The organism is Saccharibacillus deserti (assembly GCF_013618475.1).
GTDB classification, from domain to species: Bacteria; Bacillota; Bacilli; order Paenibacillales; family Paenibacillaceae; genus Saccharibacillus; species Saccharibacillus deserti.
In genome coordinates, this window is the sequence record NZ_JABJVN010000012.1 from 59626 (window position 1) to 85259 (window position 25634).

The following is a 25634-nucleotide window of genomic DNA, read 5'->3' on the forward strand; positions in this document are numbered from 1 at the left end:
CGGACCGGGAACATGGGGATATTCCGTTTATTATCCGGCGCATGCGCCGGCATTTCGGGAGGAATCGGACATGACTGAAGAAAGAAAGCTTGCTTTTGAGACACTCGCCGTACACGGCGGACAGGAAATCGATCCGGTAACGGGAGCCCGCGCCGTACCGCTGTACCAGACCACTTCGTACGGATTCCGCGATACGGAACATGCGGCCAATCTGTTCGGGCTCAAGGAATTCGGCAATATTTATACGCGTTTGATGAATCCGACCAGCGATGTGTTCGAGCAGCGGATCGCCGCTCTGGAAGGCGGAGCGGGCGCGCTTGCAACCGCGTCCGGCCAGGCGGCCATTACCTTCTCGCTGCTCAATATCGCGGGAGCGGGAGACGAGATCGTCTCGTCGGCCAGCCTGTACGGCGGTACCTATAATCTGTTCGCCGTTACGCTGCCGAAGCTCGGCATCAAAGTCCATTTCGTCGATTCCAGCGATCCCGAGAACTTCCGCAAGGTGATCAACGAGAAGACCAAAGCCGTCTACGCGGAAACGATCGGCAATCCTCGCGGCGACGTACTCGATATTCAAGCCGTCGCGGATATCGCCCATGAGAACGGGGTTCCGTTGATCGTGGACAATACGTTCCCGAGTCCGTACCTGCTGCGTCCGATCGAGCACGGAGCGGATATCGTTGTCCATTCCGCGACCAAGTTCATCGGCGGCCACGGCACGTCGATCGGCGGCGTGATCGTGGACGGAGGCAAGTTCGACTGGGCGGCAAGCGGCCGCTTCCCGGGTCTGACCGAACCGGACCCGAGCTATCACGGCCTCGTCTATACCGACGCGGTCGGTCCGATCGCCTATATCATCAAAGCCCGCGTACAGCTCATGCGCGATCTGGGAGCGGCAATCTCGCCGTTCAACTCCTGGCTGCTTCTTCAGGGATTGGAAACGCTGCATCTGCGGATGGAGCGCCACAGCCAGAATGCGGCGGCGGTTGCCAAGTTCCTCGAAGGCCACGAGCAGGTAGAGTGGGTCAACTACTCGGGCCTGCCCAGCCATCCGTCTTACGAATTGGCCCAGAAGTATCTGCCCAAGGGACAGGGCGCGATTCTCACCTTCGGCATCAAAGGCGGAATCGAAGCCGGCAAAAAGCTGATCGAAAGCGTCAAACTGTTCTCGCATCTGGCGAATGTCGGCGATTCCAAGAGCCTGATCATTCACCCGGCGAGCACGACGCACCAGCAGCTCGGCGAAACGGAGCAGATCGCTTCCGGCGTACTGCCGGGGATGGTCCGCCTGTCGATCGGCACCGAATCGATCGACGACATCCTTCAGGATCTCGAGCAGGCGATCGCCGCTTCGGGTACGAACTGAAGCCGCCGCGCAGGCAGCAGCATCCGATAAACAGCCTTCAAGCCGCAGATTCCGCTTACACGGGGTCTGCGGCTTTTTGTTGGGAATATTCGGCTGTCACGGCGGGCCGGATCATCAAGCAGGATCTGGCGTTTGCGGTCGGGGTCATTTTGCTGCTTATGGCGGGCGGCCTGTGGCTCGACCTTGCGCTGCCGCTTGGGGAAGCACACATTTATTCATTAAATCTTCATTTTCATGGTGACAAATTCAACTTGACACAATTGATTTAAGACGCCATAATGAGAACTACATTGTAATCATTATAAAATAGGAACGACTGAGAAAGAGGAGGATCTTCGTATGTATAAATCGATCATTGTCGGTACCGGACCCGCCGGACTGACCGCCGCTATCTATCTGGCCCGTGCCAACATGAGCCCCCTGATCATCGAAGGACCGCAGCCGGGCGGACAGCTTACGACGACAACCGAAGTCGAGAACTTCCCGGGCTTCCCGGACGGTATCATGGGCCCCGAGCTGATGGACAACATGCGCAAGCAGGCGGAGCGTTTCGGCGCCGAATTCCGTACGGGCTGGGTCGAAAATGTCGATTTGTCGCAGCGTCCTTTCAAGCTTAACGTGGAAGGCCTGGGGGAACTGGTTACGGAGACGCTTATCATCTCGACCGGCGCAACCGCCAAATATCTCGGCATCCCCGGAGAAGAAGAGAATGTCGGAATGGGCGTCAGCACCTGCGCCACCTGCGACGGCTTCTTTTTCCGCGGCAAAGAAATCATCGTGGTCGGCGGCGGCGATTCGGCGATCGAAGAAGCGAACTTCCTGACCCGCTTCGCGACAAAAGTAACGCTGGTTCACCGCAGAGGCGAACTGCGCGCGTCGAAGATCATGCAGGATCGCGCCCGCCAGAATCCGAAGATCGAATGGGCGCTGGACCGGACACCGCTTGAAGTCGTCAAAGGCGATACCGAATTGAAAGGCCTCCGCGTCCGCAACAACCAAACGGGCGAGGAAGAGCTGATCGAAGCGAGCGGCGTATTCGTGGCAATCGGTCACCATCCGAACACCGGCTTCCTGGACGGACAGGTCACGACGGACGAGAACGGCTATATCGTCGTGACTCCGGGAACGAGCGAAACGAATATTCCGGGTGTATTTGCCTGCGGCGACGTACAGGATACCCGTTACCGTCAAGCGATCACGGCAGCCGGAAGCGGCTGTGCGGCGGCGATGGACTGCGAACGTTACATCGAAAGCCTGGAGTTTGCCGAAGCTGCGGCCGAAGCGGTACGTTAAGTCCCGAGTAAAGCGAAGCGCCGCTTTTTCCGAGCCGGGGTATGAAGCCGAGCTTGGTATTGCGGAGCGATCGCGTTACAATAAAACAGACGGATAGTTAAACAAGAACCAATCCAAATCGAGCGAAAAGGTGGAGAATCCCATGGCAACCGCAATCGTATATACCAAAACAACCTGCCCGCACTGCACACAGGTCAAGACTTATCTGAACGCAAAAGGTGTCGCTTACGAAGAGCGCAACATCGAACACAGCGACGAGTTTGCCCAGCAGGTATGGGACATGGGTCTGCGCGCCGTGCCCGTTACCGTGATCGGCGACGCCAAGATCGTGGGTATGAACAAGCTTCAACTGGAAAAAGCGCTGAACGCGTAAGCTTATGCTTCCGAATGATCGTTTCTTCTGCAAAAAAATGAGCAAAAAGACAAAAAGGCGAAACCTCCAAAGGTTTCGCCTTTTTGCCGTACGGAAATTGGAGCCGGCTATGCGCCGATCCGACAAGAACGCCGAAGGGAGCTGCCGGCCGCCGAGAAAGGCCGCTACAGCGAGACGCGTACGCGTCCGAGAAACTGTGAGACCGCCAGATGCGCCGCTCCGAGCACCGCCGAACGGCTGCCGAGCCCGGAGAACGAAATAGCCAGCTCGCGCCGGTGATACGGCAGCGCCCGTTCCGCGATCGCTTCGAGCATGGCGGGTTCGATCCATTCTTTGGCTTCGGTCAAAGGACCGCCTACGACAATCTTCTCGGGATTGAAGCCGTTGACGAGATTGGTGATCCCGATTCCCAATCGCCGGCCGATCTCCGTATACATCGCAATCGTCTCTTCATGGCCATCGCGTGCCCGCGTCGTCAGCTCCCGCGTCGTCAGAGACGGAAGGGAGGAAGCTTGATCCGCGGCAGCCGCATTTTTGTCGTCGGCAGCCGTATTCTTTTCCGAAGCTTCGGCATAGGCGTAAGCCCGCTCCGATGCATACAGCTCCCAACATCCCCGGCTGCCGCAGCTGCACAGCCGGCCGTCGCTTTCGATCGACATATGGCCGGTTTCGCCGGCGTAGCCCCGCGCGCCTTTGTACAGTTGGCCGTCGATGATCATGCCCGAGCCGATCCCCATGCCCGCGCTGACATATACCAGATGGCGCACATGCCGCCCGGCGCCGTATTCGCGTTCGCCCGCCGCACCCGCATTGGCTTCGTTGTCGATAACGACAGGGACGCCGAACTCGGCTTCGAGCCTTGTTTTGAGACCGATGCCTTCCCAACCCAGGTTGGGCGCATACAAGATGATGCCCGCTTCGTCGACCATGCCGGGAACCCCGACGCCGATACCGATCAGACCGTACGGCGTATCCGGAGCCGCTTCGAGCAGGGGGACGGTCACTTCCCGGATCGCGGCAAAAGCCGACTCCGGATCGTGCCGGCCGAGAGGGGTGCTCCGTTCGAGCAGAATGCCTCCTTTGAGATCGGTCAGCGCCGCCTTGACGAGCGTGACGCCGAGCTCGATTCCGATCGCGCAGCCCGCGGCTTCATTGAACAGCAGCATGAGCGGCTTGCGGCCTCCGCTGGATTCTCCCGGGCCGGTTTCTTCGACGAGCTTCTGCTCGAGCAGCTCCGCCGTCAGATTGGACACCGTCGCTTTATTGAGTCCTGTCCGTTCGGACACATCCGTCCTCGACAGCGGTCCTTTTCTGCGAATCGTGTCCAGCACGATCGATTTATTCAGTTTTTTTACAAGCGCCTGATCTCCGGTCACCCTCATCGCATTTCCTCCATCCGTGCCTGGAACATCCTTTTATCTTAAGCCAACTTGGCCGGAACCGTCGAGCTCTACCTGCTTGGTACCGCTACCATCTTTTGATTTTAACCCACCCCAACTTTTTTCGAAAGACTTAGTTTATCCAATAGACAAAGTATTTGCGATGTGCTAGGATAGCGATGTAAACGATTTCTGCGAAATAACGAGGAGGCATTTCTTACATGGCTTATTTTGAAAACGTCGGTAAAGTGGCTTACGAAGGCAGTCAGTCGCAAAACCCATTCGCTTTTAAATTCTACAATGCGGACGAAGTGGTAGCAGGCAAAAAGATGTCCGAGCACCTGAAATTCTCGATGGCTTACTGGCATACGCTGACGGCGGAAGGCAACGACCCGTTCGGCGCGACAACGGCGATCCGTCCTTGGCATTCGTATTCCGGCATGGACCTGGCCAAAGCCCGCGTCGAAGCCGGATTCGAGTTCATGGACAAAATGGGACTGGATTACTTCTGTTTCCACGATATCGACGTAACGCCTGAAGGATCGACGCTCAAAGAGTTTTTCGCGAACATCGACACGATCGTTGACCTGATTGAATCGAACATGAAATCCAGCGGCAAAAAACTGCTCTGGAACACGGCCAACATGTTCACGAACCCGCGCTTCGTACACGGTGCCGCATCGACCAACAACGCGGACGTGTACGCTCATGCAGCGGCTCAAATCAAGAAAGGTCTCGAAGTCGGCAAACGTCTCGGCGGCGAGAACTACGTCTTCTGGGGCGGCCGCGAAGGCTACATGTCCCTGCTAAACACGGACATGAAGCTCGAGCAGGACAATATCGCCCGCATGTTCCACATGGCGGTCGACTATGCCAAAGAAATCGGCTTCGATGCCCAATTCCTGATCGAACCGAAACCGAAAGAGCCGACGAAGCACCAATACGACTTCGACGCGGCGACTTCGATCGCATTCCTGCAAAAATACAATCTCGACAAAGACTTCAAGCTCAACCTGGAAGCCAACCATGCGACGCTGGCCGGCCACACGTTCGAGCACGAACTGCGCGTAGCCCGCATCAACGGTATGCTGGGTTCGCTCGACGCCAACCAGGGCGACATGCTGCTGGGCTGGGATACCGACGAATTCCCGGTTAACGTCTACGACGCGACACTGACCATGTACGAAGTGCTGAAGAACGACGGCCTGGGCAAAGGCGGCATCAACTTCGACGCCAAAGTCCGCCGCGACTCTTTTGAAGCCGACGACCTGTTCCTGGCTCATATCGCCGGTATGGACACGTATGCCAAAGGCCTCAAAGTCGCTGCCAAGCTGATCGAAGACGGCGCGTTCGACAAAGTGATCGAAGAACGCTACAGCAGCTTCTCCGAAGGCATCGGCGCCGACATCGTAGCCGGCAAAACGACTCTGGCTTCCCTGTCCGAGTATGCGATGAACAACGAGAACCCGCGCCCGAACAAGTCCGGACGCCAGGAACTTCTTCAATCCGTTCTTAACCAGTATATTTATGGTTAAAGGAACGAGATTTGCATACCCCTGCGGGCTTAGCAAATCGTAGTTCCCGCGCCGAGCGACGATCTTTTATAAGGAACGAGATTTGCATACCCCTGCGGGCTTAGCAAATCGTAGTTCCCGCGCCGAGCGACGATCTTTTATAAGGAACGAGATTTGCATACCCCTGCGGGCTTAGCAAATCGTAGTTCCCGCGCCGAACGACAGTTTTTCAGAGTCCGATTCTTCCTGCCTTCGGTCAGAAGGATCGGCTCAAGCTTTTTAAAATTTTTCATCAAGATCATTTGAGCTTTCCTAAATCGGCTCACCGTATCCCACACAAATAAAAGCCGGCAATTCGACCGGCTCAGCCGCGTCTTCCGTCCACCCCCGGGTTTCACCCATCCAGGGTTCTCCCGGCGGTTCGGCCCGCGGCGTCAGGGTTCCACACATACAGAATCGCACAAGCGATCATTGCTTCATAATCGGACGGCTTCCCGCAAGCTCCCTTCGGGGAGGGGAGCCGTCCTTTTACGTTTGCTTTTATAAGCTCTCTACATTCAAAGGAGGAACACAATGACTTACGTAATCGGAATCGACCTCGGCACCAGCGCCGTCAAATCGGTACTCGTAGACCGCAAGGGCACCGTCGTCCGCGAAGAGTCGGAAGAATATCCGCTGTATCAGCCGCAGCCGGGCTACAGCGAGCAGGAAGCGGAAGACTGGGTCGAGAAGACCGTCCTGTCGCTGAACAAACTGCTTGAAGCGAGCGGCGTCAAGCCGGAAGAGATCGAAGGCATCAGCTTCTCGGGCCAGATGCACGGTCTGGTGCTCGTCGGCGCAGACGGCCGCGCGCTGCGCCGCGCGATCCTCTGGAACGATACGCGCACGACGCCGCAGTGCCGCAGAATCGAACAGGTCCTCGGTGACAAGCTGCTGAAGATCGCGCGCAACCGCGCGCTGGAAGGCTTCACCCTGCCGAAGATTCTGTGGGTGCAGGAACACGAGCCGGAAATTCTGGAACAAGCGGAGCTGTTTCTGCTGCCGAAAGATTACGTCCGTCTGCGCTTGACCGGCAATGCCGCCATGGATTATTCGGACGCGGCCGGTACCCTGCTGTTGGACGTGGGCGGCAAACGCTGGAGCGAAGAAATCGGCGAAGCGTTCGGTCTCAAGCCGTCGCTGTTCCCGGCACTCGTCGAATCGTTCGACGACACGGGAGCTCTGCTGCCGGAGATGCAGGCAAGTACCGGCCTAACAGGCGCTACGCGCGTCTATGCGGGCGGAGCGGACAATGCCTGCGGCGCGATCGGCGCGGGCATCCTGAGCGAAGGACAGACGATGTGCAGTATCGGCACGTCGGGCGTGGTGCTCTCGTACGAGACGCGCCGCGATCTGGATTTCGAAGGCAAAGTCCATTTCTTCAACCACAGCGAAAAAGACGCGTTCTACATCATGGGCGTGACGCTTGCGGCCGGCTACAGCATGCAGTGGTTCCGCGAAACGTTCGGCGGAGGCGCTTCGTTCGAGGAGCTGCTCGGCGGTATCGGCGAAGTCTCGCCGGGCGCGAACGGCCTGCTGTTCACACCGTACATCGTCGGCGAACGCACGCCGCATCCGGATGCGGATATCCGGGGCAGCTTTATCGGCATCGACGCGAGCCACAAGCTGCCGCATTTCGCCCGTGCCGTGATGGAAGGCATCACGTTCTCGCTGCGCGAATCGATCGATATCCTGCGTGCGGCCGGCAAGACGGTCGACAAAGTGGTCTCGATCGGCGGCGGCGCGAAAAACAAGGAATGGCTGCAGATGCAGGCGGACGTGTTCGGCGCGGACGTCGTGAAGCTTGAAAGCGAACAAGGGCCGGCGATGGGCGCTGCGATGCTGGCGGCTTACGGCAGCGGTTGGTTCGAGACGCTGCAGGACTGCGCGAACGAGTTCATCCGCGAATCGGTGACCTACACGCCTGATACGCAGCGCATGCAGACGTATGACAAACTGTTCGCGGTGTATCAGGACGTCTACGGACAGACAGCGGAACTCAATCGCAAGCTGGCCGCTTTCCGCGGCACTCACTAAGACCGGCGGCTTTCTTTTTTTGAATACGATCCGGAAGGCCGTTTTCCCGGTAAGGGAAGACGGCTTTTTTTCGTGCGAATAAGCGGAAGATCCGGGAGAACGGAAGTTGCTTTTTGGCGGAGGACGATCATAATAAAGGAAAGGGACGTTACAAAAAACCAGTCCTCCTACCGATATAGGAAAAGAGACTTTCGTCAGTAAAGGGGAGAATGCAGGCACATGAAGGGACATGCAAAAAGACAACTGTTGAAAATGGGCACGGCGCTCGCACTGGTGACGGCAGGCACGTTCGGAGGCTTCCAGCCGCTGTCGGTACTTCCTTCCGCAACTGCGGCTTCCCTATCGCCGACGCAGGCGCGAACGCAGCTGCAGGAGCGGCTGTTCCGAGCTTTGTCGGCGCACAAAGAAAATGTGAAACTGTCCTATTCCGGAAGTATAAGCGAATTGAAAAAAGCGATCGAACCGGCACTGGATGCGGCGATCGCCCGTGATCCTTATATTCATTACACGATGAAAGGCTATGCGTACTCGCTGAGCGGAACGTCCGCTTCGTCTTCCGCCGAGATCAAGCTGTCTTACCGGGAAACGGCGGAGCAGAGCGCTTATGTGAAGAGCCAAGTCGCCGCCGCACTCAAAAAGAACGTGAAACCGGGCATGAATGACCATATGAAAGTGAAAGCGATCCATGACTGGGTGGTACGCACCTTGAAATACGATACGACCTTGTCGAAGTTTACGGCGTACGAAGGCTTGAAGACCGGCAGCACGGTCTGCCAGGGTTATGCGCTGCTTACCTACGAGATGCTCAAACAGGCGGGATTCCAAACGCATATCGTCGAAGGTTACGTGAAGAGCGAAGCGCATGCCTGGAATATGGTCAATCTGGACGGCAAGTGGTACCAGATCGATACGACCTGGGACGATCCCGTGCCCGACCGGGGCGATCGGGTTTCGACTTCGTATTACCTCGTCACCGACCAGCAGCTCCGGCAGGACCATACCTGGAAATCGGCCAATTATCCCAAAGCCGTGACGGCGTACAGCGAGACGCTTGAGCATCTGATCGCCAAAGGCATCCAGGGTTCCAAAGAACTCCGGGCTTCCCTCGGCTATTCGGCGTCTTCGAACACGATCGTATCGACGGCGGCCCTGCTGCAGCAGGTGGTCCACGCGGCGAATACCGAAGGTCAGAACAGTCTGACTTTCCGCTATCGGGGAACCAAAACAAAGTTGAAAAACGATCTGCAGACGCTGTACCGTTCGGGGATTTCGCCGATCGGATATACGAGCAAATCGCTGGGCAGTCTCAGCAGTTGGAAGATTACGCTGTATTGGAACTGACCGGCCTTACCGTAACGTCGGTTGAAAAGGCAGTGGATCTGTATAAAAAAAGAGCTTCGATCCCCGGTATTCCGGCGGACGAAGCTTTTTTTGGATAATGCAAAAGATAAAGGGTGAGTCGGGTTTCGGCCGCTGCGCTTACTCGTCGCCGCGTCCGCTCAAGTCGCATTCTTCCAAAGGGATGACTTTGGTGCTTTTGGCCAGTTTATAACCGAACCAGAGTACCAGGAACAGCGGCACGCTCAGATAAGTCGCGGTAAAGCCCATCCAGTCGACGTTGCCGTTCTCGATCGTCGAGAGACTTTGGCCGACGATTACGACCAAACAGAGCGCGAAAGCGAACAGGGGTCCGAACGGGAACCAGCGTGCGCGGTAAGGCAGTTCGTCCAGGCTTCGCCCCTGTTTGACAAAAGCGCGGCGGAAGCGGTAATGGCTGACCGCGATTCCGACCCAGGTGATAAATCCGCACATGCCGGAAGCGTTCAGGAGCCAGCTGTAGACGACGCCGTCGCCGAAGAACGAAGCGAGGAAAGCCAGCATGCCGACAGCGGCGGTCATAATCAGCGCGTTGATCGGCACGCCGCCGCGGGTCAGCTTCGCCAGGAACTTCGGCGCTTTGCCTTCGATTGCCAGCGCGTACAGCATCCGGGTCGAAGCGTACATGCCGGAGTTGCCGGCCGAGAGCACGGACGTCAAGATAATCGCGTTCATGACGGCCGCCGCAAAAGCGAAGCCGGCACGCTCGAATACCAGCGTAAACGGACTGACGCCGATCTGGTCCAGCCCGCCGTTCAGCAGGTTGGGATCGGTATAAGGGATCAGCAGGCCGATGACGAAAATGGCCAGGATATAGAAAATGAGGATACGCCAGAACACCTGACGGATCGCGCGCGGTACATTGCGGCGGGGATTTTCGCTTTCGCCGGCCGCAACGCCGATCAGCTCCGTACCCTGGAACGAGAAGCCGGCGGCCATGAAGACACCCAGGAAAGCAAGGAATCCGCCGTTAAACGGGGCATCTCCGGCCGTGAAGTTGCTGAAGCCGACCGCTTCTCCGCCCATGACTCCGAAGATCATGGCGACCCCGATCACGAGGAACAAAATAACGGTCACGATCTTGATCAGCGCAAACCAGTATTCCGCTTCTCCGTAAGCGCGGACGGACAAAGCATTCAAGAGAAACAAAATAGCCAGGAACAATACGCTCCACAGGAACGAAGAGCTGTCCGGGAACCAGTATTTGATAATCAGCGTTGCGGCGGCCAGCTCCGCGGCAATCGTAACGGCCCAGTTGTACCAGTAGTTCCAGCCCATCGCGAAGCCAAGTGCGGGATCGACGAAGCGGCCGGCGTACGAACTGAACGAACCGGGTTCCGGCGAGTAGGTGGCAAGTTCGCCGAGACTGGTCATCAGGAAGTAGACCATGATGCCGACGGCACCGTAGGCGAGCAGGGCGCCGCCCGGTCCCGCGCCCGCGATCGCTCCTCCGCTTGCGAGAAACAGTCCGGTTCCGATCGCTCCGCCAAGGGCGATCATGGTCATATGACGGGCCTGAAGGCCTTTTTTCAGTTGGGACGCCTGGGGCGTCTTTTCTTGGGATGTTTTCATGTGTCGGTCAACTCTCCTCGTGTGGGTTTGAAAATTCACGAAAAGAAGCGTACGGCAAAAACCGGCAGACACGGGTCCGCCGGTTGGGGCAAAATCCGCATCGCAAACTCGCTTCGTTTCGTGAAGATAGCTCAACACCCGCCCTGCGGCGGATGACAGTTCCGTTCCTTTCGGAGACGGCCCCAGCACGAATTCAGGTCAGAGAAATCCGCGCTTCGGCGGGTGCGCCTTTCCAAACCGGCATCTCGGGCGTTCTGCTGCGCCTCCGCCGGTGTACTGATCGCCACCGCAACCTCTACCTCATCAGCGTTTCGAACTCGGCTGCGATGAGGACATAACGTATTCGGTTGAACTCGTTCAAATCAAAAAGCCGTGTATTCGCAGGGCGAACAACTTTCACAGTATACGGGATTGCTTTTCTTGAGGCAACCCTGTTTCGCACAATCTTTTCCGGACGGATCGACAAACGAATAGGACCGGCTTGGGCAGCCTCGTCGGGAGCTGCGCCAGGCCGGTCCGAATTTCGGGGTCAGACGGTTTCTTCCGGCTTCTGGCGGCTCTTGGCCATCTGCTGCCAGACGGTACCGGCCGCCTCTTCGCCGGAATCGATCCGCTCCAGCGCCATCCGCGCCTGCAGGCCTACTTCGAATTCGGGATCGTTCGAAGCTTGTTCGAGCGCTTCGCGAGCCTCGGCGGTGCCGACTTCGTACAGGAAGCGGGCCGCGCGCCAGCGGACGATCTTGCTGGTGTCGGTCAGCGATTCCAGCATGACCTGCGTTGCCGCGGGGTCGCCGATATCCGACAGCGTATCGCCTGCCGTACGGCGAACCGCCGGGGAAGAGTCTTTCATCGCTTTGAAAAGCAGCTGCATCGCTTCCGGCGTCTTCAGATCGCCCAAGTAGACAACGGCAAGCCGTCGGGTCTGCATCTTCTCGTCGCCGAGCGCGCGTTCGATCAGCGGCAGTGTCTCTTCGCTGGCCTCCATCGCTTCAAGCGCGGAGTAGCGGCGGCGCCAGTCTGCGCTTTGCAGGCCTTCTTCGATTTCGGCCTGCGACCATTCGCGGCGCTGCTCGACAAACTCCTCGGCTTTTGCGCCATGGGCGATCGCCTGCTTGATGACGCGTTCCAGACGCTCCTGCGGAAACGCCGCTTCGAGCTCCTGCTCGACTTCACGCGCGATATCCGGCAGATCGCCGTAGCGGACGCCGTAATCGGTAAGCTTGCGTTCCTTGATCATCGTGGCGCTCGCTACTTCCGTGACCGCATCGACAAAGCGCTGCGACAAGCCGATCCGTTCTTCCGTCAGGCCGGATTTGACCCGGATCTGCATCGGAATACCGCGGAAAAACTGGACGAAAACCTGGGCTTCGCCGAAATGGCCCGCCGCGTCTTCGATATCCGAATCGACCGGTTGATCCGAACGGCTGCCGAACACTTCCTGTACACTGGACAGAATAGCGGGCCAGTCCGCGCCGGGTTTGCGGTCGATCGCCATAAAGTCCGCCGTGTGGAATACGCTTTTGACCCCTTCGATATGCAGCAGGCGCGCAATGATCGGCGGAGCGGAGCGTTCGTTATCCAGCGTATATGTTTTGCGAATTCCCGCTTCCAGCGTCTCGTTCAGATGAAGTTTCATCGTATTCGGGCTGGGCGTGGGTTCGATCAATTTGATTTCCATAGGTGATCAGACCTCCTTCATTCCTTATTTTACACGCCGCCATAATAATTGTCACAACCCGCGGGCCGTCAAATTGCAAAAATATTAAGCTTTCTTAGTCGATATAAGCAGAGAGAGGGTAATGAGAGAGTGAGGCAGTCTAGCGAAGGAGGAACGGATATGCCCAAGGTGAAGTACCTTAACGCAAACAATACCCCGATGGGGAAAACGCTCAAGGAACATCGCGACCGCCATCTGCACCGCAGACGCAAAAAACGCGATTATTCGTATATCATCCCGAGTCAGCCGGCCAAACTGGATTATTTGACGGACAACCGCGACGACGTAACGATTACCTGGGTGGGACATTCCACATTTTTGATTCAGTATGCGGGCTTGAACATTTTGACCGATCCGATCTGGGCCAAGCGAATGGGAATCGGCAAGCGGCTTACGGAACCGGGAATTCCGATCGAGAAAGTGCCGCCTATCGATTTGATTCTGATTTCGCATTCCCATTACGATCATATGCATATCGCTTCGATCCGCAAACTGCAGAGTCCCAAGACGCAGATCGTCGTACCGGTCGGTTTGAAAAAGAAACTGGCGCGTAAACAGGTCGGACGCTGCATCGAATTGGCCTGGTGGGAAGAATTGGTGTTCGAAGGCGTTCGAATCACGTTTGTACCGACCCAGCACTGGACCCGTCGGACGCTGTTCGATGCGAATACGTCGCACTGGGGAGGATTTGTGCTGGAACCTGCGGAAGCCGTCAAGGTGACGCCGGGGACCGTCGTAGGTTCGGAACAAAAGTCCTACGCCCGCCATGCCGACCCGTCGTCGATGGATTCCGCGGACAAAGCCAAATGCGGACGCTGGAGCGAGACGTTGAACGCCAACGTCTCCGCTGAAGGCAATCCTCTTCCGCCGACCGTTTATTTCGCGGGAGACAGCGGCTATTTTGCGGGTTTTCGCGAGATTGGAGACCGGTTCCGCGTGCACATTACGCTGATGCCGATCGGCGCTTATGAACCGGAATGGTTTATGGGGCCGCAGCATATGAATCCCGAGCAGGCGCTGCAGGCTTTCCGGGACGTAGGAGCCGAGATCATGATCCCGATGCACTTCGGCACGTTCAAACTGTCCGACGACACCGCCGAGGAAGCTTTGGCGCGTCTGGAAGCCGAACGGAAAAGGACCGGCACCTCGCAGGACTGCATCAAGCTGATGGCGCACGGCGAGACCATGATCGTACACGCGCAGCAGAAGATGATCGAATAGCAGGCAGGCCGCTTCGGTCCAACCGGAGCGGCTTTGATTCGTTTTCTGCGATTGATGAAATTTTACGGAAAAGAGTCGCATAATGTCTTACGCAGCGTCGTTTTATGCTATAATAAGCTTTTGAAAAGTACACTAGACTTTCAGGGTCGCCGCATGAAATAAGCGTTTAACGAAAAGTTTATAATAAAGGATGGGAATGCACATGATCAGTACAAGCGGCATTACGCTTCGCTACGGCAAGCGGCCACTTTTTGAAGACGTCAACATTCAATTCAATCCGGGCAACTGTTACGGCCTGATCGGCGCCAACGGCGCCGGCAAATCGACGTTCCTGAAGATCCTCTCCGGAGAGATCGAAGCGAACCAGGGCGAAGTCTCCATCACGCCGGGCGAACGCCTGGCCGTGCTGAAACAGAACCATTTCGAATACGACGAGTATCCGGTGCTGGAAACGGTCATCATGGGACACAGCCGTCTGTATTCGATCATGAAAGAAAAAGACGAACTGTACGCCAAAAGCGACTTCTCCGAAGCGGACGGCATTCGTGCCGGCGAACTGGAAGGCGATTTTGCCGAGCTGAACGGCTGGGATGCCGAATCCGACGCGGCCGCGCTTCTGATCGGCCTGGGCATTTCGCGTGACCTGCACGAGAAAAAGATGGACGAGCTGAGCGGCAACGAGAAAGTCCGCGTCCTGCTGGCCCAAGCCCTGTTCGGCAGTCCTCAGATCCTGCTGCTGGATGAGCCTACCAACCACTTGGACATCGAATCGATCAACTGGCTGGAGAACTTCCTGATGAGCTACGAAGGCACCGTCATCGTCGTCTCTCACGACCGGCACTTCCTGAACAAAGTCTGCACGCATATCGCGGATATCGACTTCGGCAAGATCCAGCTTTACGTCGGCAACTACGATTTCTGGTATGAGTCGAGCCAGTTGGCTCTGCGCCTCGTACGCGACCAGAACAAGAAAAAAGAAGAAAAAATTAAAGAACTTCAAGCGTTCGTACAGCGCTTCTCGGCGAATGCCTCGAAATCCAAACAGGCCACTTCGCGGAAGAAACAGCTGGAGAAAATTTCGCTGGACGATATTCGTCCTTCCAACCGCAAATACCCGTTTATCAATTTCAAGCCGGAACGCGAAGCGGGCAAGCAGCTGCTGACGGTTGAGAATTTGAGCAAGTCCATCGAAGGCGAGAAAGTGCTCGATAACTTCAACTTGGTCGTCAACAAAGGCGACAAGATCGCTTTCGTCGGCCCTTACGGTCTGCCGAAGTCGACTTTGTTCGATATCGTGATGGGCGAAACGGAAGCGGATGGCGGCGAATATACATGGGGCGTTACGACGACCCAGGCTTATTTCCCGAAAGACAACTCCGCGTTCTTCGAAGGGGTCGATCTGAATCTCGTCGAATGGCTGCGCCAGTACTCCAATGAGCAGGATGAGACTTTCCTGCGCGGATTCCTCGGCCGTATGCTGTTTGCGGGCGAAGAAGGCCTCAAGAAAGCCAGCGTCCTGTCCGGGGGAGAGAAAGTTCGCTGCATGCTCGCGAAGATGATGCTCAACGGCGCCAACGCGCTGATCATGGACGAGCCGACCAACCACTTGGATCTGGAATCCATCACGGCGCTCAACAACGGCCTGATCGACTTCGACGGCACGCTGCTGTTCGTTTCCCATGACCATCAGTTTATCCAGACGATCGCCAACCGGATCGTAGAGATCACGCCAAACGGCGTAATCGATCGCGCTATGACCTATGACGAATATCTCGAGAACGATGAAGTGAAAGAACTGCGCAACCGCATGTACACCGTCCAGGTCTAAGACCTGGACGGGAATACGGTTCAAGCCGCTTCCGCACGGACGACAGTCTGCCGCGGAAGCGGCTTTTTTGCGGCTAATATCGCATAGGAAGAGCATGAAAAAGCCCCTTTTCCGGTTTGATCCGGGAAAGGGGCTTTTTCTGCTGCGCAGCCGGACAGATCGATTTACGATCCTCCGGTACGGCGGCGCTGGTTATTTGCTTTTTTGTTGTTTTGGGTCGTCAGCTTTTTGGTGTCGTTCCCGTGAAAACCGTTTTTGTTCGAGCCGGTTTGCTGTTTCTTCTGCTCCAGCTTGCTGCGGATCGCTTCGGCCAGGTCGACTTTGCGGGGTCCTTTTTCTTCGGTCATACGAAATTCCTCCTCGCTGCGCAGGGCAACGTCTTTGACGGACGGATGTGGGCTGCGGATTTCTTCTTTATCTTATCCGCTTTCAAGCGTCGGAACAAGCGGCAAATTTCCGGGAATCCCGAAGGGCTGCGAAGCCGCGCGCAAGTCCGGGAACGAAAAAAGCACCGGCGGCTGCCGGTGCTTTTGACTGATCGGGAGAAGAACGAATCGACTATTCGATTACGATCCAAGCCAGACCCATCCAAGTGTAGATTTCAACCCATTGGCCGCTGGCCGGATCAGTCGTACCGTTGCCCGTTGTATCGAGCTTTTGGGGTCCGAGGTAGCCGATCATTGTGCCGCCCGGGGATTTGTAGAACGGTGTCATCGTAGTCAGATCGATCGTCGGAGTCGGAGTATCCGAATACTTCGACGGATCGTTTGTTGGAACGAGCGGTGCATTCGGATCTACCGGCACTTCAGTTCCAGGCGTAGCAGGAGTTGTTGGAGTTCCCGGTACTGTAGGAACAACGACTGTAGTGAAGTTGGAAGAAACTCCGCTTCTTACTCCCTGAAGCAGGTTGCTGAAACGCTCCATATCGGAAGCGTTCGAGAATGGGTTAGCCGTAACCGATTCCAGAACGTAAACTACGTTTCCAGTTGTGTTCAGTACTTTTCCAAGTACGTCTTTGTTGGAGATTGCATCCCAAGCCGTGCGGTCATAACCACGGATCGATGCGAATTTAACCGGTTCAACCGAACCATTTGGTGCTGCCATTTCCGGGGTGTATGTAAAGTTAACGAGATAGACGCCGCTTTCCCCTTTGGCTTTCAGTTGGTCCGCAGTGAATTCAGTGTGTTTCACGCGAGCATCCCAGTAAGAAGGAATCGGGAAGCTGAACCCGTTTTGGTTGCCGACAAAGTTAGCTGTTGCACTTGTAGTCGTGGTGGGTACGTAAGTTGCGTTCGTAACCGAACCTGTTGTAGTTTCAGCTGCGGAAACTGCAGTCGCCATAGACGCCATCAGCAATGCCGAAGCTGTAAGAGTTACTAATTTTTTCATAAAATGAACCTCCTTGTGTTTTGGGAGCTTGTTTGCTCCATCCTGTTATAAGAATAAACTAGACCTTAGTCGGTTGAACCAACCTTCTTCAAAAAAAATAACGAAATAGTAACTTCTTTGGGTGAATCCTTGCAGTTTAGGCGAATGCTCGCAAAGTTGCTATAATGATAACGGAAGGTCGAAAGGGCTTTTTTGAAGTGGGAAAAGGGCCCTTAAAATAAAAATTAAAAAAAGAAAGGGGAAAATTGAAAAACCGCCCCGGAAGGGCGGTTTCACGATTGCGTAAGGACTACTGAACGGTTTCGGCCTTACGCGGTTGCGGCAATCGATCGAATCGGGTTAACGCGTTGAGCGCCCCCGGCCGAAGAACAGCGAGATTACGAACAAAGCCAGGAAGACCCAGAACAGAACCTTGAAAATTGCCGCTGCCGCTTCGATGATTCCGACGAATCCGAAAATGCCCAGCACCACGGCGACTACCAACAGGATCAAAGACCATTTCATCATGAGATTCACTCCTTTCTTTTATGTAAAATAGACAAGATGAGCTGCATCGGGGAAGCGTTATAAATAATAGAAGGAATCGGAAATCCGTCCGCTCCGCCGAAGCCGGCCAAGTACATTTGCCTGGCTTCGGGATATCGCGCAAAAGCGTAATAAAGGAAAGGGAATTTCGGGAGACCTGCAAGCTTCCTGCGTCTCGTAGACACAAATTAACCAAGCATTTTCACATTGAAACAAAGGCCGTCGAGGCAGGTCAGGGGCCGTTTTTGCTTTTGTTTCGGCGGAAAAACCTCAGGGTAACTATGGAGTAACGCAGGAGAGAATTAGCGCGATTATCGAAAAAAATGGATGAGAAGAAAGCGAGGTTTTGGATTTGGAACTTTGGCAGTGGGCTTTACTTATTGTAGCTGTGGCGTTTGCGGTGCTGGTGATCTTCCTGATCAAGGTCCTGCAAGCGGGGACCAAGACGCTGGAGAATACGGCACAGACTCTGAAAGAAGTGCAGAAAACGATGGACGAGCTTACCTACGAGGTCAAGCAGGTCGTTCGGCATACCAACGATATCGCATTGGATGCGAATCACAAGCTCAAACAGCTTGACCCGGTTATGGAATCGGTAAAAAACCTGGGGCAGCTTTTGAACGAAGTGACGCTGGTGAGCCAACAGTATTCGCACCGTATGATCGAGAAAGCCAAGCATCACCGCGAAAACAAAGAAAAACAAAAGAGCGAGGGAGCAGCGCTGCTGCCGACATCGAACGACAGTGCGACGGTTCGGAGCTACAAAGCCACCTACGGTTCCGACGGCCGGACGGCGGACGCATCCGGCGCCGGTGTCCAGAAAATCGTGAAATGGGTCGATACGGGCGTATCGTTCTGGCAGAAAATCCGCCGATAAACACGGTTTCGGCTGCATAAGCCGAATTTGGACCGTCCGGTGCTGTCGATTCGAACGGCGGCATACAGCGTTTTGTCCATGACGGGCAAGATCTTCGAAGTTCCTGCAGCGCACGAAAGGATGAGAACGATGTTTACAATCATGATGCTTCTTACCGGAGTGTTGTCTTCTCTTTCGACTCAGGACCAGGCCCCTTCTTCCGTTTCGTCCGCAGCGGCGGTACCCGCGATTTATCAGTCGGTTCATTTGGCCAGTGCCCAGGATTCCGTGTCCGCTTCCCTGTATCCCGCTTCATCGGGTTACGAAAGCCTTAACGGGCTTACTCTTCAGGATCGCATCGAGAAGGCGAACCGTCTGCACGGCGAGCCTTCCGAGCGTGTTCCTGCCTATATGGCCGGCGAAGAATACCGTTACGCAGCAGTCCATGTAGGGGTGTACGAAGAATGGATTTATTATGTGTCCGTTCCGGCAAGCGAAGGCAGTTTCACACTGAACGGGCATGTGCTTCCCATGGACGCCGCGGACATCCGCGAACGTCTGGGAGAACCCGATTTCAGCGCGGACGACGGATTTGGGTATGAGCACGACGGTCAAGCCATCAAGGTCTTTGTCGATCCCGTCAGCGGTCTTGTACGCAGTATCGATCTGTTCGACACCTCTTCCGTTTAACGTCTTCAATAGGCATTTTGCTGCTTGCAGCGTTTTTGAAACATTTTTTCGAGAAAATGTTTCAAACCGTTTAAAAGAGGGTAAAATATGGTTTGGGCTTAACTAACAAGCCTTTAGCAAAGGAGCGTATGCAGCAATGGATGCCGCCGATGCCAAAGCTTATGCAAAAATTGTGGAGAACGGCGTTCAAGCCGTCGAAACGATCAGGGAACTCCGAACGACCGGTTATACGGGGAATCAGCTGTTTGTACTGGCTTACAATCTGCAGCATACCGATCATGTGGCCAAGGCGGCAGGGGCGCGGCCCGTTATGTCCGACACCGATCAACCCGTGATGGAAGGCATACAAATCCTGGCCTCCAACGCCCAAGAGCTTCGCGAGCGGATTGCCGGTATGGGATTTTCCGAACGGGAGTCAGCTTATTACGAAGAACAGCTTGAGCTTGGCAAAGTCCTGGTTATCGCTTTGACCCCGGAACTTTAAGGGGTATTCGACATTACAGTTTCTTCGCCGCCCGAGGGCGGATTCGAAGTATAGATAAGGAATGGGACTCAGGTTCCCATTCCTTATCTATGTTTATGGAATCTTTTACAAGAAGTAGTTAAAGAGGTTAAAGAAGGTTGCTGAGATGGATATTAACTAAAATAGCAGAGTTTTAATGCGGCAGCGCATAAACAGAGGGAGAGGATTATGAAGATTCTAGTTGTCGACGACAATCCTACCAATGTCATTATCATTCGCGAAATTTTGAAAAAAGAAGATTACCGGAATATTGAAATCGCGGCTTCCGCAAGAGAGATGTTCGCGGTCTTGGGTATTCCCGATCTGGATCCGCGGGTCAAAACGAAAAATTCGGATATCGATCTTATTCTGCTGGATATGATGATGCCCGAAATGGACGGAATTGAAGCCTGCCGGATCGTACAGACGTATGAACATCTGCGCGATATTCCGATCATTATGGTCACGGCCGTAGGCGACTCCAAAAAGCTGGCCGAAGCGCTGGATGCGGGAGCAGGCGATTATGTCACGAAACCGATTAACAAAGTCGAACTGATGGCACGGATTCGGCTGGCGCTTCGCCTGAAGCAGGAGAAAGATTGGCATACGGAACGCGACCAGCGTATCCAGGACGAACTCAAACTGGCCGCTCTGGTACAGAACGCCGTGCTCAGTCTGCCGGTTAACGACCGCAATATCGAGATCGATGCTTTGTACAAACCTTCTTTCGAACTGGCCGGCGATCTGTACGCCTGGTATCCGCTCGGAGACGGACGCTACGGAATCATTCTGCTGGACATGATGGGCCATGGCATTTCTTCCTCGCTGTTCTGTATGTTCATCGCTTCCGTGCTCAAAGATACGGTCGTCACCTATGTCGATCCGGAGAAAGTCATTCAGGAGCTGAATCGCCGCTTTAACCAGCTGCATATCGAAAACCAGCTGATCCAGTATTACTTTACCGCGATCTACATGGTGGTGGATACGCGCTTCAAACGGATCGATTACGTCAATGCCGGGCACCCGCCGGGGCTGCTGTTCCGCGGAGACGAAGTGGTCAAGCTGGAGCGTTCCTCGCACCCGGTCGGTCTGTTCGACCGGATCGAAGCCGAACCGCAGACCGTTTCTTACAATTCGGACAGCCACCTGGTTCTGTACACCGACGGTCTGCTGGAAGCGGTTGACGGCGAGCAGGAAGACCAGCTGAACTTCTTGATCGATCATCTTCGGGAGGGACATACGTTTGACAAAGAACGCATGCAGGAAGTGTTTTTCGAAGGGGAAGCTGCCGACGACAAATGTTTGGTCTGGATTTCTTTGAAAGAAGGAGCGGCTGAATAAATGAAAATAAAGACCAAGTTGATCGTGGGCTTTTCGGCCCTGCTGCTCATTATCTTGTCGCTGTCGCTGGTAAGCTACGAGCGGATGAGTTATATGAACGATCAAATCGACCGGGTTTATCAAGACCGCTATATGAAAGTCCGTTACAGCAGCGGGATGCGGGGCGAAGTGAACGGAATCGCGACCGAGCTGGCCAATCAGCTGCTCAACAAACGGCAGTCGAATCTGTCCGAGAGCCGCCTTTTTATCGAAAATGCGAAAGAGCGGACCGAACGTTTCTGGGATTCGATCAACTCGGAAAAAGGATCGGCGGAAGAGCGGCGTCTGGTGCAGAACGTCGGAACCAGTTGGGATGATTTTTCGGCTTACGAGACCAATCTGATGCAGCTGCTCGAGAACGGCGGCCTGGATCAGGCCCAAGCCTACCGGGATTCCACCGGGATCGAGCTGCAGCGTACCGCGTTGGATGCATTGAACGAGTTGGCGAGTTATCAGGATCTGCAGGTCGAAGCCGAAGTCGCGAACGTCAAAGCGGCCTACGAACGTTCCACGCAGATCACCGCGATCTTCCTGCTTGTAGGGCTGCTGCTCGGTCTGGGAATCATGATGTGGGTCATTCCGAGCGTCACGCGCGGGTTGAACACGGTATCCATGATGATTTCGAGTTTCGGCAAAGGCAAACTCAAAGCCATTCGACGGATCAAGGTCAAGTCGACGGACGAGATCGGCAGCGTAGCCAAAGTTTTTCAAGCGATGGCCGAAGATATCGAAGAGAAACAGCAGCTTGAGCGCGAGTACCTGGAAGCTCAGAACGACCGGGCCTGGATCAACTCCAATATGGCACGGATTACCGATGTGCTCAAAGGCATCATGTCGCTGAACAAAGTTTCTCAGACGTTCGTGAGCGAATTCACGCCGATTCTGGGAGCGGAATACGGAGCTTTATATCTGGTCGATTTGAAGAATCCGAACCAACTGAATCTGAGCGGTTCGTACGCGTTCTCCGGTGCCCCCGAAACCAAACCCTCGTTCCGGATCGGCGAAGGGCTGCTTGGGCAGAGCGCGGCTGACCGCCGGACAATTCTGCTGGAAGACGTGCCTCAGCAGTATATCGAGATCGGTTCGGCTTTGGGAGAAAGTCCTTCGGCCCAAATCATGATTCACCCGGTAGTGGCGGAAGATGAATTGATCGGCGTGTTCGAGATCGCTTCGCTGACGCCGTTCAGCAGCCTGCAGCGTCAGCTGTTGGATCAGCTGCTGTCGAATCTGGGTATCATCTTCAACAACATCAACGGCCGTCTGCGCGTGGAAGAGCTTCTTCGCGAATCGCAGGCGCTCACCGAAGAGCTGCAGTGCCAATCCGAAGAACTGCAGACGCAGCAGGAAGAGCTCAAGCGCTCCAACGAGAACCTGGAATCGCAGGCCGAAGCGCTGCGGCGTTCCGAAGATCTGCTGCAGCGTCAGCAGGAGGAACTTGAACATTTCAATACGGAACTGATTGCCAAGACGCGGGCCCTGGAAGAACAGGTGCACGAGACGGAAGAGAAGAACCGCGAAGTCGAGCTGGCCCGTGTGCAGTTGGAACGTCAAACGATGCAGCTCGCCGTATCCAGCAAATACAAATCCGAGTTTCTGGCCAATATGTCGCATGAACTTCGGACGCCGCTCAACAGCCTGCTTATTCTCTCCCAGCTTCTTGCGGAGAACAAAGAAGGCAATCTGGCGCCGAAGCAGGTGGAATACGCACAGACGATTTATATGTCCGGCGGTGACCTGCTGAAGATGATCGACGAAATTCTCGATCTTTCCAAAGTCGATGCGGGCAAAATGGAGCTGAACCGGGAGCCTGTGCCGATCGACGAAATCACAACGTTTGTGACCAGCAACTTTGGAGCGGTAGCCGAGAAAAAGGGAATCGCACTGAACGTTGAAGTCAACGAAGACGAGCTGCCGAGCGCGCTTTTGACCGACGGACACCGACTCAAACAGGTCCTGCGCAATCTGCTCTCCAATGCTTTCAAATTCACGTCGGACGGATCGGTCACGTTCCGCGTTTGCGAAGCGCAGCCCGAAGAGCTGCCGGATTATCTTGAGAAGAAACGCAAATTCATCGAGTTCTCCGTCATCGATACGGGAATCGGGATTCCGCAGGACAAGACGGATATCGTATTCGAAGCTTTCCAACAGGTCGACGGGACGACAAGCCGCAAATACGGCGGAACCGGACTTGGTCTTTCGATCAGCCGCGAGCTTGCCAAGCTGCTCGGCGGAGCGATCGAACTGGAGAGCGAGGAAGGCAGCGGCAGCCGCTTCAGCTTGTATATTCCGAAGCTGACGGCCTACGCCTCCGGCGAAGAAACGGCCGCTCCGCAGCCTCGCAGCGAGGAGCGCGTCTTTTCCCGCAAAAGCAAACCCGCTTCGGTCGAACCGATCGCGCCCAAGCCGCAGCTTACGGAGATCGAAGACGACCGGGACGCGCTCGCTCCCGAAGACAAGGTACTGCTGATTATCGAGGATGATCCGAAATTCGCGGTCATTCTGCGCGATATGGCCCGCAGTTACGGATACAAAGCCATGGTGGAGGTCCAGGGCGATACGGGCCTCGAGACGGCCCGCAGCCGGATGCCCGATGCCATTATTCTCGATATCCAACTGCCGGTCATTGATGGATGGACCATTTTGAGCGAACTCAAAAGCAGTTCCGAAACCCGGCATATTCCGGTGCACGTGGTGTCCGTCGTGGATGATGTCAAACAGGGCCTGATGATGGGAGCTATCGCATACCTGAAAAAGCCGGCCAACAAAGAAGGGCTGGAACGCGCCTTTTCCTACATCGGCTCCTATGCGGACAAGAGTCTCAAACATCTGCTGATCGTCGAAGACGACGAAGTGCAGCGCGGGGCGATCATCGAGCTGATCGGACATGACGACGTTGCGATCAAAGCGGTCGGCACGGGCAGCCAGGCACTTGAAGAGCTTCAGCGCCACCATTACGACTGCATGGTGCTCGATCTGATGCTCTCGGATATGACGGGCTTCGAGATGCTCGACCGTATTCGCGAAGACGAGCGGCTGCGCGATCTGCCGATCATTATTTATACGGGCAAAGACCTGGACTCCAAGGAAGAGACCAAGCTTCGCCAGTACGCCGAGTCGATCATCGTCAAAGACGTGAAGTCTCCCGAGCGCCTGCTTGACGAGACGACCTTGTTCTTGCATCGGGTCGAAGCGGACCTTCCGGAAGACAAGCGCAAGATTCTGCAAAAGCTGCACAACAAAGAAACGCTGTTCGAAGGCAAAAAGATTCTGCTTGTCGACGATGACGTTCGCAACGTATTCGCGCTCTCCAGCGTGCTTGAAAGTTACAGAATGGATGTGACTTTTGCGGAGAACGGACGCGAAGCGGTCGATATCCTGGAGCAGCAGCGCGACGAGTTCGATCTGATCCTGATGGACATGATGATGCCGGAGATGGACGGTTACGAAGCGATGCGGCTGATCCGGCAGATGCCGGGACTGGAGCGGATTCCGATTATTGCGCTGACCGCCAAAGCGATGAAGGAAGATCGGGGCAAGTGTATCGAAGCGGGAGCTTCCGATTATGTCAAAAAACCGATTCAAACCGAGCAGCTTCTTTCGCTTATGCGTGTCTGGTTGTATTCGTAACCCGCAGATTTGGGTAATAGACAAGGATTAAGGACGATTTTGCACATATCGGGGCTGAATGTAATGAAATTCAACGGTTTTGAGGATACGGCTTTAACGGATAAAACGGCTGACTTGACGGAGCGCGAGGCGATCGAAGCGGATCTCCTGCTAGAAGGTGTCCACCGGATGTACGGATACGATTTCCGGAACTACGCCAGGCCTTCTCTGCTTCGCCGAATTTGGCATTATGCCCATTCGGAGAACCTTTCGACCATTTCCCAGCTTCAGGACAAGGTCCTGCACGATCGCGCGAGCTTTGAGCGGATGGTGCAGAACCTTTCTATTCCGGTAACGGAAATGTTTCGCGATCCCGAGCTTTTTCGAACGTTTCGCCGGGAGGTCGTTCCGATTCTGCGGACTTACCCGTATATCCGCATCTGGCATGCCGGCTGCTCCACGGGAGAAGAAGTCTATTCGATGGCCATTTTGCTGCATGAAGAAGGACTGTACGATAAAGCCCGGATTTATGCCACGGACATGAACGACCGCTCCCTGCAGCAGGCAAAAGAAGGCATTTACGGAATCGATAAAATGAAATTGTATACGAAAAACTATTTGGAAGCGGGAGGGACCCAGTCTTTCTCCGACTATTACACCGCCAAATACAATTCGGCGATGCTTCAGCCTTATCTTCGCAAGAATATTATCTTTGCCGAGCACAACCTGGCAACGGATCGTTCTTTTAACGAATTCAACGTTATTTTTTGCCGCAATGTAATGATTTATTTCAACGATACGCTCCGGGATCAAGTGCACGGACTTTTCTACGAGAGCTTGAGCCGTTTCGGTCTTCTGGTTCTGGGAGCCAAAGAGTCCATCCATTTCACCCAATTCAGTGACTGCTACGAACCTCTGGATCGGGTGGAGAAGATCTATCGGAAGATTAAATAGAAAGTGTAGGAGGATT

Annotated in this window: 20 protein-coding genes and 1 riboswitch; of the genes, 14 read left to right on the plus strand and 6 right to left on the minus strand. The window is 55.1% G+C overall.

What is annotated here, in order from left to right:
* Positions 1-70 precede the first annotated feature (70 nt).
* The 3 genes from HOP44_RS21500 (at position 71) to HOP44_RS21510 (ending at position 3032) form a co-directional block, all read left to right on the plus strand.
* Positions 71-1366 carry a homocysteine synthase gene (locus HOP44_RS21500; RefSeq protein ID WP_172257283.1) on the plus strand — a complete coding sequence of 432 codons (1296 nt, stop codon included), beginning with the start codon at positions 71-73 and terminating at the stop codon, positions 1364-1366.
* Between the two features lie 339 nt (positions 1367-1705).
* Positions 1706-2659 (plus strand): thioredoxin-disulfide reductase, encoded by a 954-nt coding sequence (trxB, locus tag HOP44_RS21505; RefSeq protein WP_172197021.1) that lies wholly within the window; start codon positions 1706-1708, stop codon positions 2657-2659.
* A gap of 142 nt (positions 2660-2801) precedes the next feature.
* The gene (locus HOP44_RS21510) at positions 2802-3032 is read left to right on the plus strand and encodes a glutaredoxin family protein (RefSeq protein WP_172197019.1); all 231 of its coding nucleotides are present in this window, start codon (positions 2802-2804) and stop codon (positions 3030-3032) included.
* Between the two features lie 164 nt (positions 3033-3196).
* Here the strand turns inward: HOP44_RS21510 and HOP44_RS21515 are convergent, their stop codons facing one another.
* Positions 3197-4414 (minus strand): ROK family transcriptional regulator, encoded by a 1218-nt coding sequence (locus HOP44_RS21515; protein ID WP_172257285.1) that lies wholly within the window; start codon positions 4412-4414, stop codon positions 3197-3199.
* Between the two features lie 218 nt (positions 4415-4632).
* Here HOP44_RS21515 and xylA point away from each other — a divergent pair, with 218 nt between their 5' ends.
* From xylA to HOP44_RS21530, 3 genes are all read left to right on the plus strand, one after another.
* Entirely contained in the window at positions 4633-5946 is a 1314-nt protein-coding gene (gene xylA, locus HOP44_RS21520) for a xylose isomerase (RefSeq protein WP_172197015.1), read from the plus strand.
* A 552-nt stretch (positions 5947-6498) separates the two neighbouring features.
* Positions 6499-8001, plus strand: coding sequence for a xylulokinase (gene xylB, locus HOP44_RS21525; RefSeq protein WP_172257287.1), 1503 nt, complete (start codon positions 6499-6501; stop codon positions 7999-8001).
* A 219-nt stretch (positions 8002-8220) separates the two neighbouring features.
* Positions 8221-9342, plus strand: coding sequence for a transglutaminase domain-containing protein (locus HOP44_RS21530; protein WP_172257289.1), 1122 nt, complete (start codon positions 8221-8223; stop codon positions 9340-9342).
* Positions 9343-9480: 138 nt separating this feature from the next.
* Here the strand turns inward: HOP44_RS21530 and HOP44_RS21535 are convergent, their stop codons facing one another.
* Positions 9481-10950 (minus strand): amino acid permease, encoded by a 1470-nt coding sequence (locus HOP44_RS21535; RefSeq protein ID WP_172257291.1) that lies wholly within the window; start codon positions 10948-10950, stop codon positions 9481-9483.
* 119 nt (positions 10951-11069) lie between these two features.
* Positions 11070-11256: riboswitch (Lysine riboswitch) on the minus strand.
* Positions 11257-11479: 223 nt separating this feature from the next.
* The gene (locus HOP44_RS21540; RefSeq protein ID WP_172257293.1) at positions 11480-12628 is read right to left on the minus strand and encodes a virulence factor; all 1149 of its coding nucleotides are present in this window, start codon (positions 12626-12628) and stop codon (positions 11480-11482) included.
* Between the two features lie 159 nt (positions 12629-12787).
* Between HOP44_RS21540 and HOP44_RS21545 the strand changes: the two genes are divergently transcribed.
* The gene (locus tag HOP44_RS21545) at positions 12788-13888 is read left to right on the plus strand and encodes an MBL fold metallo-hydrolase (RefSeq protein ID WP_172257295.1); all 1101 of its coding nucleotides are present in this window, start codon (positions 12788-12790) and stop codon (positions 13886-13888) included.
* Positions 13889-14090: 202 nt separating this feature from the next.
* On the plus strand, positions 14091-15716 hold the full coding sequence (locus tag HOP44_RS21550) for an ABC-F family ATP-binding cassette domain-containing protein (RefSeq protein WP_172257305.1): 1626 nt from the start codon (positions 14091-14093) through the stop codon (positions 15714-15716).
* Between the two features lie 164 nt (positions 15717-15880).
* Here HOP44_RS21550 and HOP44_RS21555 read toward each other — a convergent pair whose 3' ends face one another.
* The 3 genes from HOP44_RS21555 to HOP44_RS21565 form a co-directional block, all read right to left on the minus strand.
* On the minus strand, positions 15881-16063 hold the full coding sequence (locus tag HOP44_RS21555) for a hypothetical protein (RefSeq protein WP_172257307.1): 183 nt from the start codon (positions 16061-16063) through the stop codon (positions 15881-15883).
* A gap of 211 nt (positions 16064-16274) precedes the next feature.
* On the minus strand, positions 16275-17105 hold the full coding sequence (locus HOP44_RS21560; RefSeq protein ID WP_172257309.1) for a hypothetical protein: 831 nt from the start codon (positions 17103-17105) through the stop codon (positions 16275-16277).
* Positions 17106-17444: 339 nt separating this feature from the next.
* On the minus strand, positions 17445-17612 hold the full coding sequence (locus HOP44_RS21565) for a DUF1328 domain-containing protein (protein ID WP_172257311.1): 168 nt from the start codon (positions 17610-17612) through the stop codon (positions 17445-17447).
* Positions 17613-17976: 364 nt separating this feature from the next.
* Here HOP44_RS21565 and HOP44_RS21570 point away from each other — a divergent pair, with 364 nt between their 5' ends.
* The 6 genes from HOP44_RS21570 (at position 17977) to HOP44_RS21595 (ending at position 25618) form a co-directional block, all read left to right on the plus strand.
* Positions 17977-18507 (plus strand): DUF948 domain-containing protein, encoded by a 531-nt coding sequence (locus HOP44_RS21570; RefSeq protein WP_246370006.1) that lies wholly within the window; start codon positions 17977-17979, stop codon positions 18505-18507.
* A gap of 129 nt (positions 18508-18636) precedes the next feature.
* Entirely contained in the window at positions 18637-19176 is a 540-nt protein-coding gene (locus HOP44_RS21575; protein WP_172257313.1) for a hypothetical protein, read from the plus strand.
* A gap of 136 nt (positions 19177-19312) precedes the next feature.
* On the plus strand, positions 19313-19660 hold the full coding sequence (locus tag HOP44_RS21580) for a YflT domain-containing protein (RefSeq protein WP_172257315.1): 348 nt from the start codon (positions 19313-19315) through the stop codon (positions 19658-19660).
* A gap of 207 nt (positions 19661-19867) precedes the next feature.
* Positions 19868-21019, plus strand: a complete 1152-nt coding sequence (locus HOP44_RS21585; RefSeq protein ID WP_172257317.1) for a SpoIIE family protein phosphatase — start codon at positions 19868-19870, stop codon at positions 21017-21019.
* Entirely contained in the window at positions 21020-24685 is a 3666-nt protein-coding gene (locus tag HOP44_RS21590) for a response regulator (RefSeq protein ID WP_172257319.1), read from the plus strand.
* 63 nt (positions 24686-24748) lie between these two features.
* The gene (locus HOP44_RS21595) at positions 24749-25618 is read left to right on the plus strand and encodes a CheR family methyltransferase (protein WP_172257320.1); all 870 of its coding nucleotides are present in this window, start codon (positions 24749-24751) and stop codon (positions 25616-25618) included.
* The last annotated feature ends 16 nt before the right edge of the window (positions 25619-25634 follow it).

Bases quoted from the DNA above. Each gene is read 5' to 3' on its own strand.
- HOP44_RS21500 (WP_172257283.1), top strand. From the start codon at position 71: ATGACTGAAGAAAGAAAGCTTGCTTTTGAGACACTCGCCGTACACGGC.
- trxB (WP_172197021.1), top strand. From the start codon at position 1,706: ATGTATAAATCGATCATTGTCGGTACCGGACCCGCCGGACTGACCGCC.
- HOP44_RS21510 (WP_172197019.1), top strand. From the start codon at position 2,802: ATGGCAACCGCAATCGTATATACCAAAACAACCTGCCCGCACTGCACA.
- HOP44_RS21515 (WP_172257285.1), bottom strand. From the start codon at position 4,414: ATGAGGGTGACCGGAGATCAGGCGCTTGTAAAAAAACTGAATAAATCG.
- xylA (WP_172197015.1), top strand. From the start codon at position 4,633: ATGGCTTATTTTGAAAACGTCGGTAAAGTGGCTTACGAAGGCAGTCAG.
- xylB (WP_172257287.1), top strand. From the start codon at position 6,499: ATGACTTACGTAATCGGAATCGACCTCGGCACCAGCGCCGTCAAATCG.
- HOP44_RS21530 (WP_172257289.1), top strand. From the start codon at position 8,221: ATGAAGGGACATGCAAAAAGACAACTGTTGAAAATGGGCACGGCGCTC.
- HOP44_RS21535 (WP_172257291.1), bottom strand. From the start codon at position 10,950: ATGAAAACATCCCAAGAAAAGACGCCCCAGGCGTCCCAACTGAAAAAA.
- HOP44_RS21540 (WP_172257293.1), bottom strand. From the start codon at position 12,628: ATGGAAATCAAATTGATCGAACCCACGCCCAGCCCGAATACGATGAAA.
- HOP44_RS21545 (WP_172257295.1), top strand. From the start codon at position 12,788: ATGCCCAAGGTGAAGTACCTTAACGCAAACAATACCCCGATGGGGAAA.
- HOP44_RS21550 (WP_172257305.1), top strand. From the start codon at position 14,091: ATGATCAGTACAAGCGGCATTACGCTTCGCTACGGCAAGCGGCCACTT.
- HOP44_RS21555 (WP_172257307.1), bottom strand. From the start codon at position 16,063: ATGACCGAAGAAAAAGGACCCCGCAAAGTCGACCTGGCCGAAGCGATC.
- HOP44_RS21560 (WP_172257309.1), bottom strand. From the start codon at position 17,105: ATGAAAAAATTAGTAACTCTTACAGCTTCGGCATTGCTGATGGCGTCT.
- HOP44_RS21565 (WP_172257311.1), bottom strand. From the start codon at position 17,612: ATGATGAAATGGTCTTTGATCCTGTTGGTAGTCGCCGTGGTGCTGGGC.
- HOP44_RS21575 (WP_172257313.1), top strand. From the start codon at position 18,637: ATGTTTACAATCATGATGCTTCTTACCGGAGTGTTGTCTTCTCTTTCG.
- HOP44_RS21580 (WP_172257315.1), top strand. From the start codon at position 19,313: ATGGATGCCGCCGATGCCAAAGCTTATGCAAAAATTGTGGAGAACGGC.
- HOP44_RS21585 (WP_172257317.1), top strand. From the start codon at position 19,868: ATGAAGATTCTAGTTGTCGACGACAATCCTACCAATGTCATTATCATT.
- HOP44_RS21590 (WP_172257319.1), top strand. From the start codon at position 21,020: ATGAAAATAAAGACCAAGTTGATCGTGGGCTTTTCGGCCCTGCTGCTC.
- HOP44_RS21595 (WP_172257320.1), top strand. From the start codon at position 24,749: ATGAAATTCAACGGTTTTGAGGATACGGCTTTAACGGATAAAACGGCT.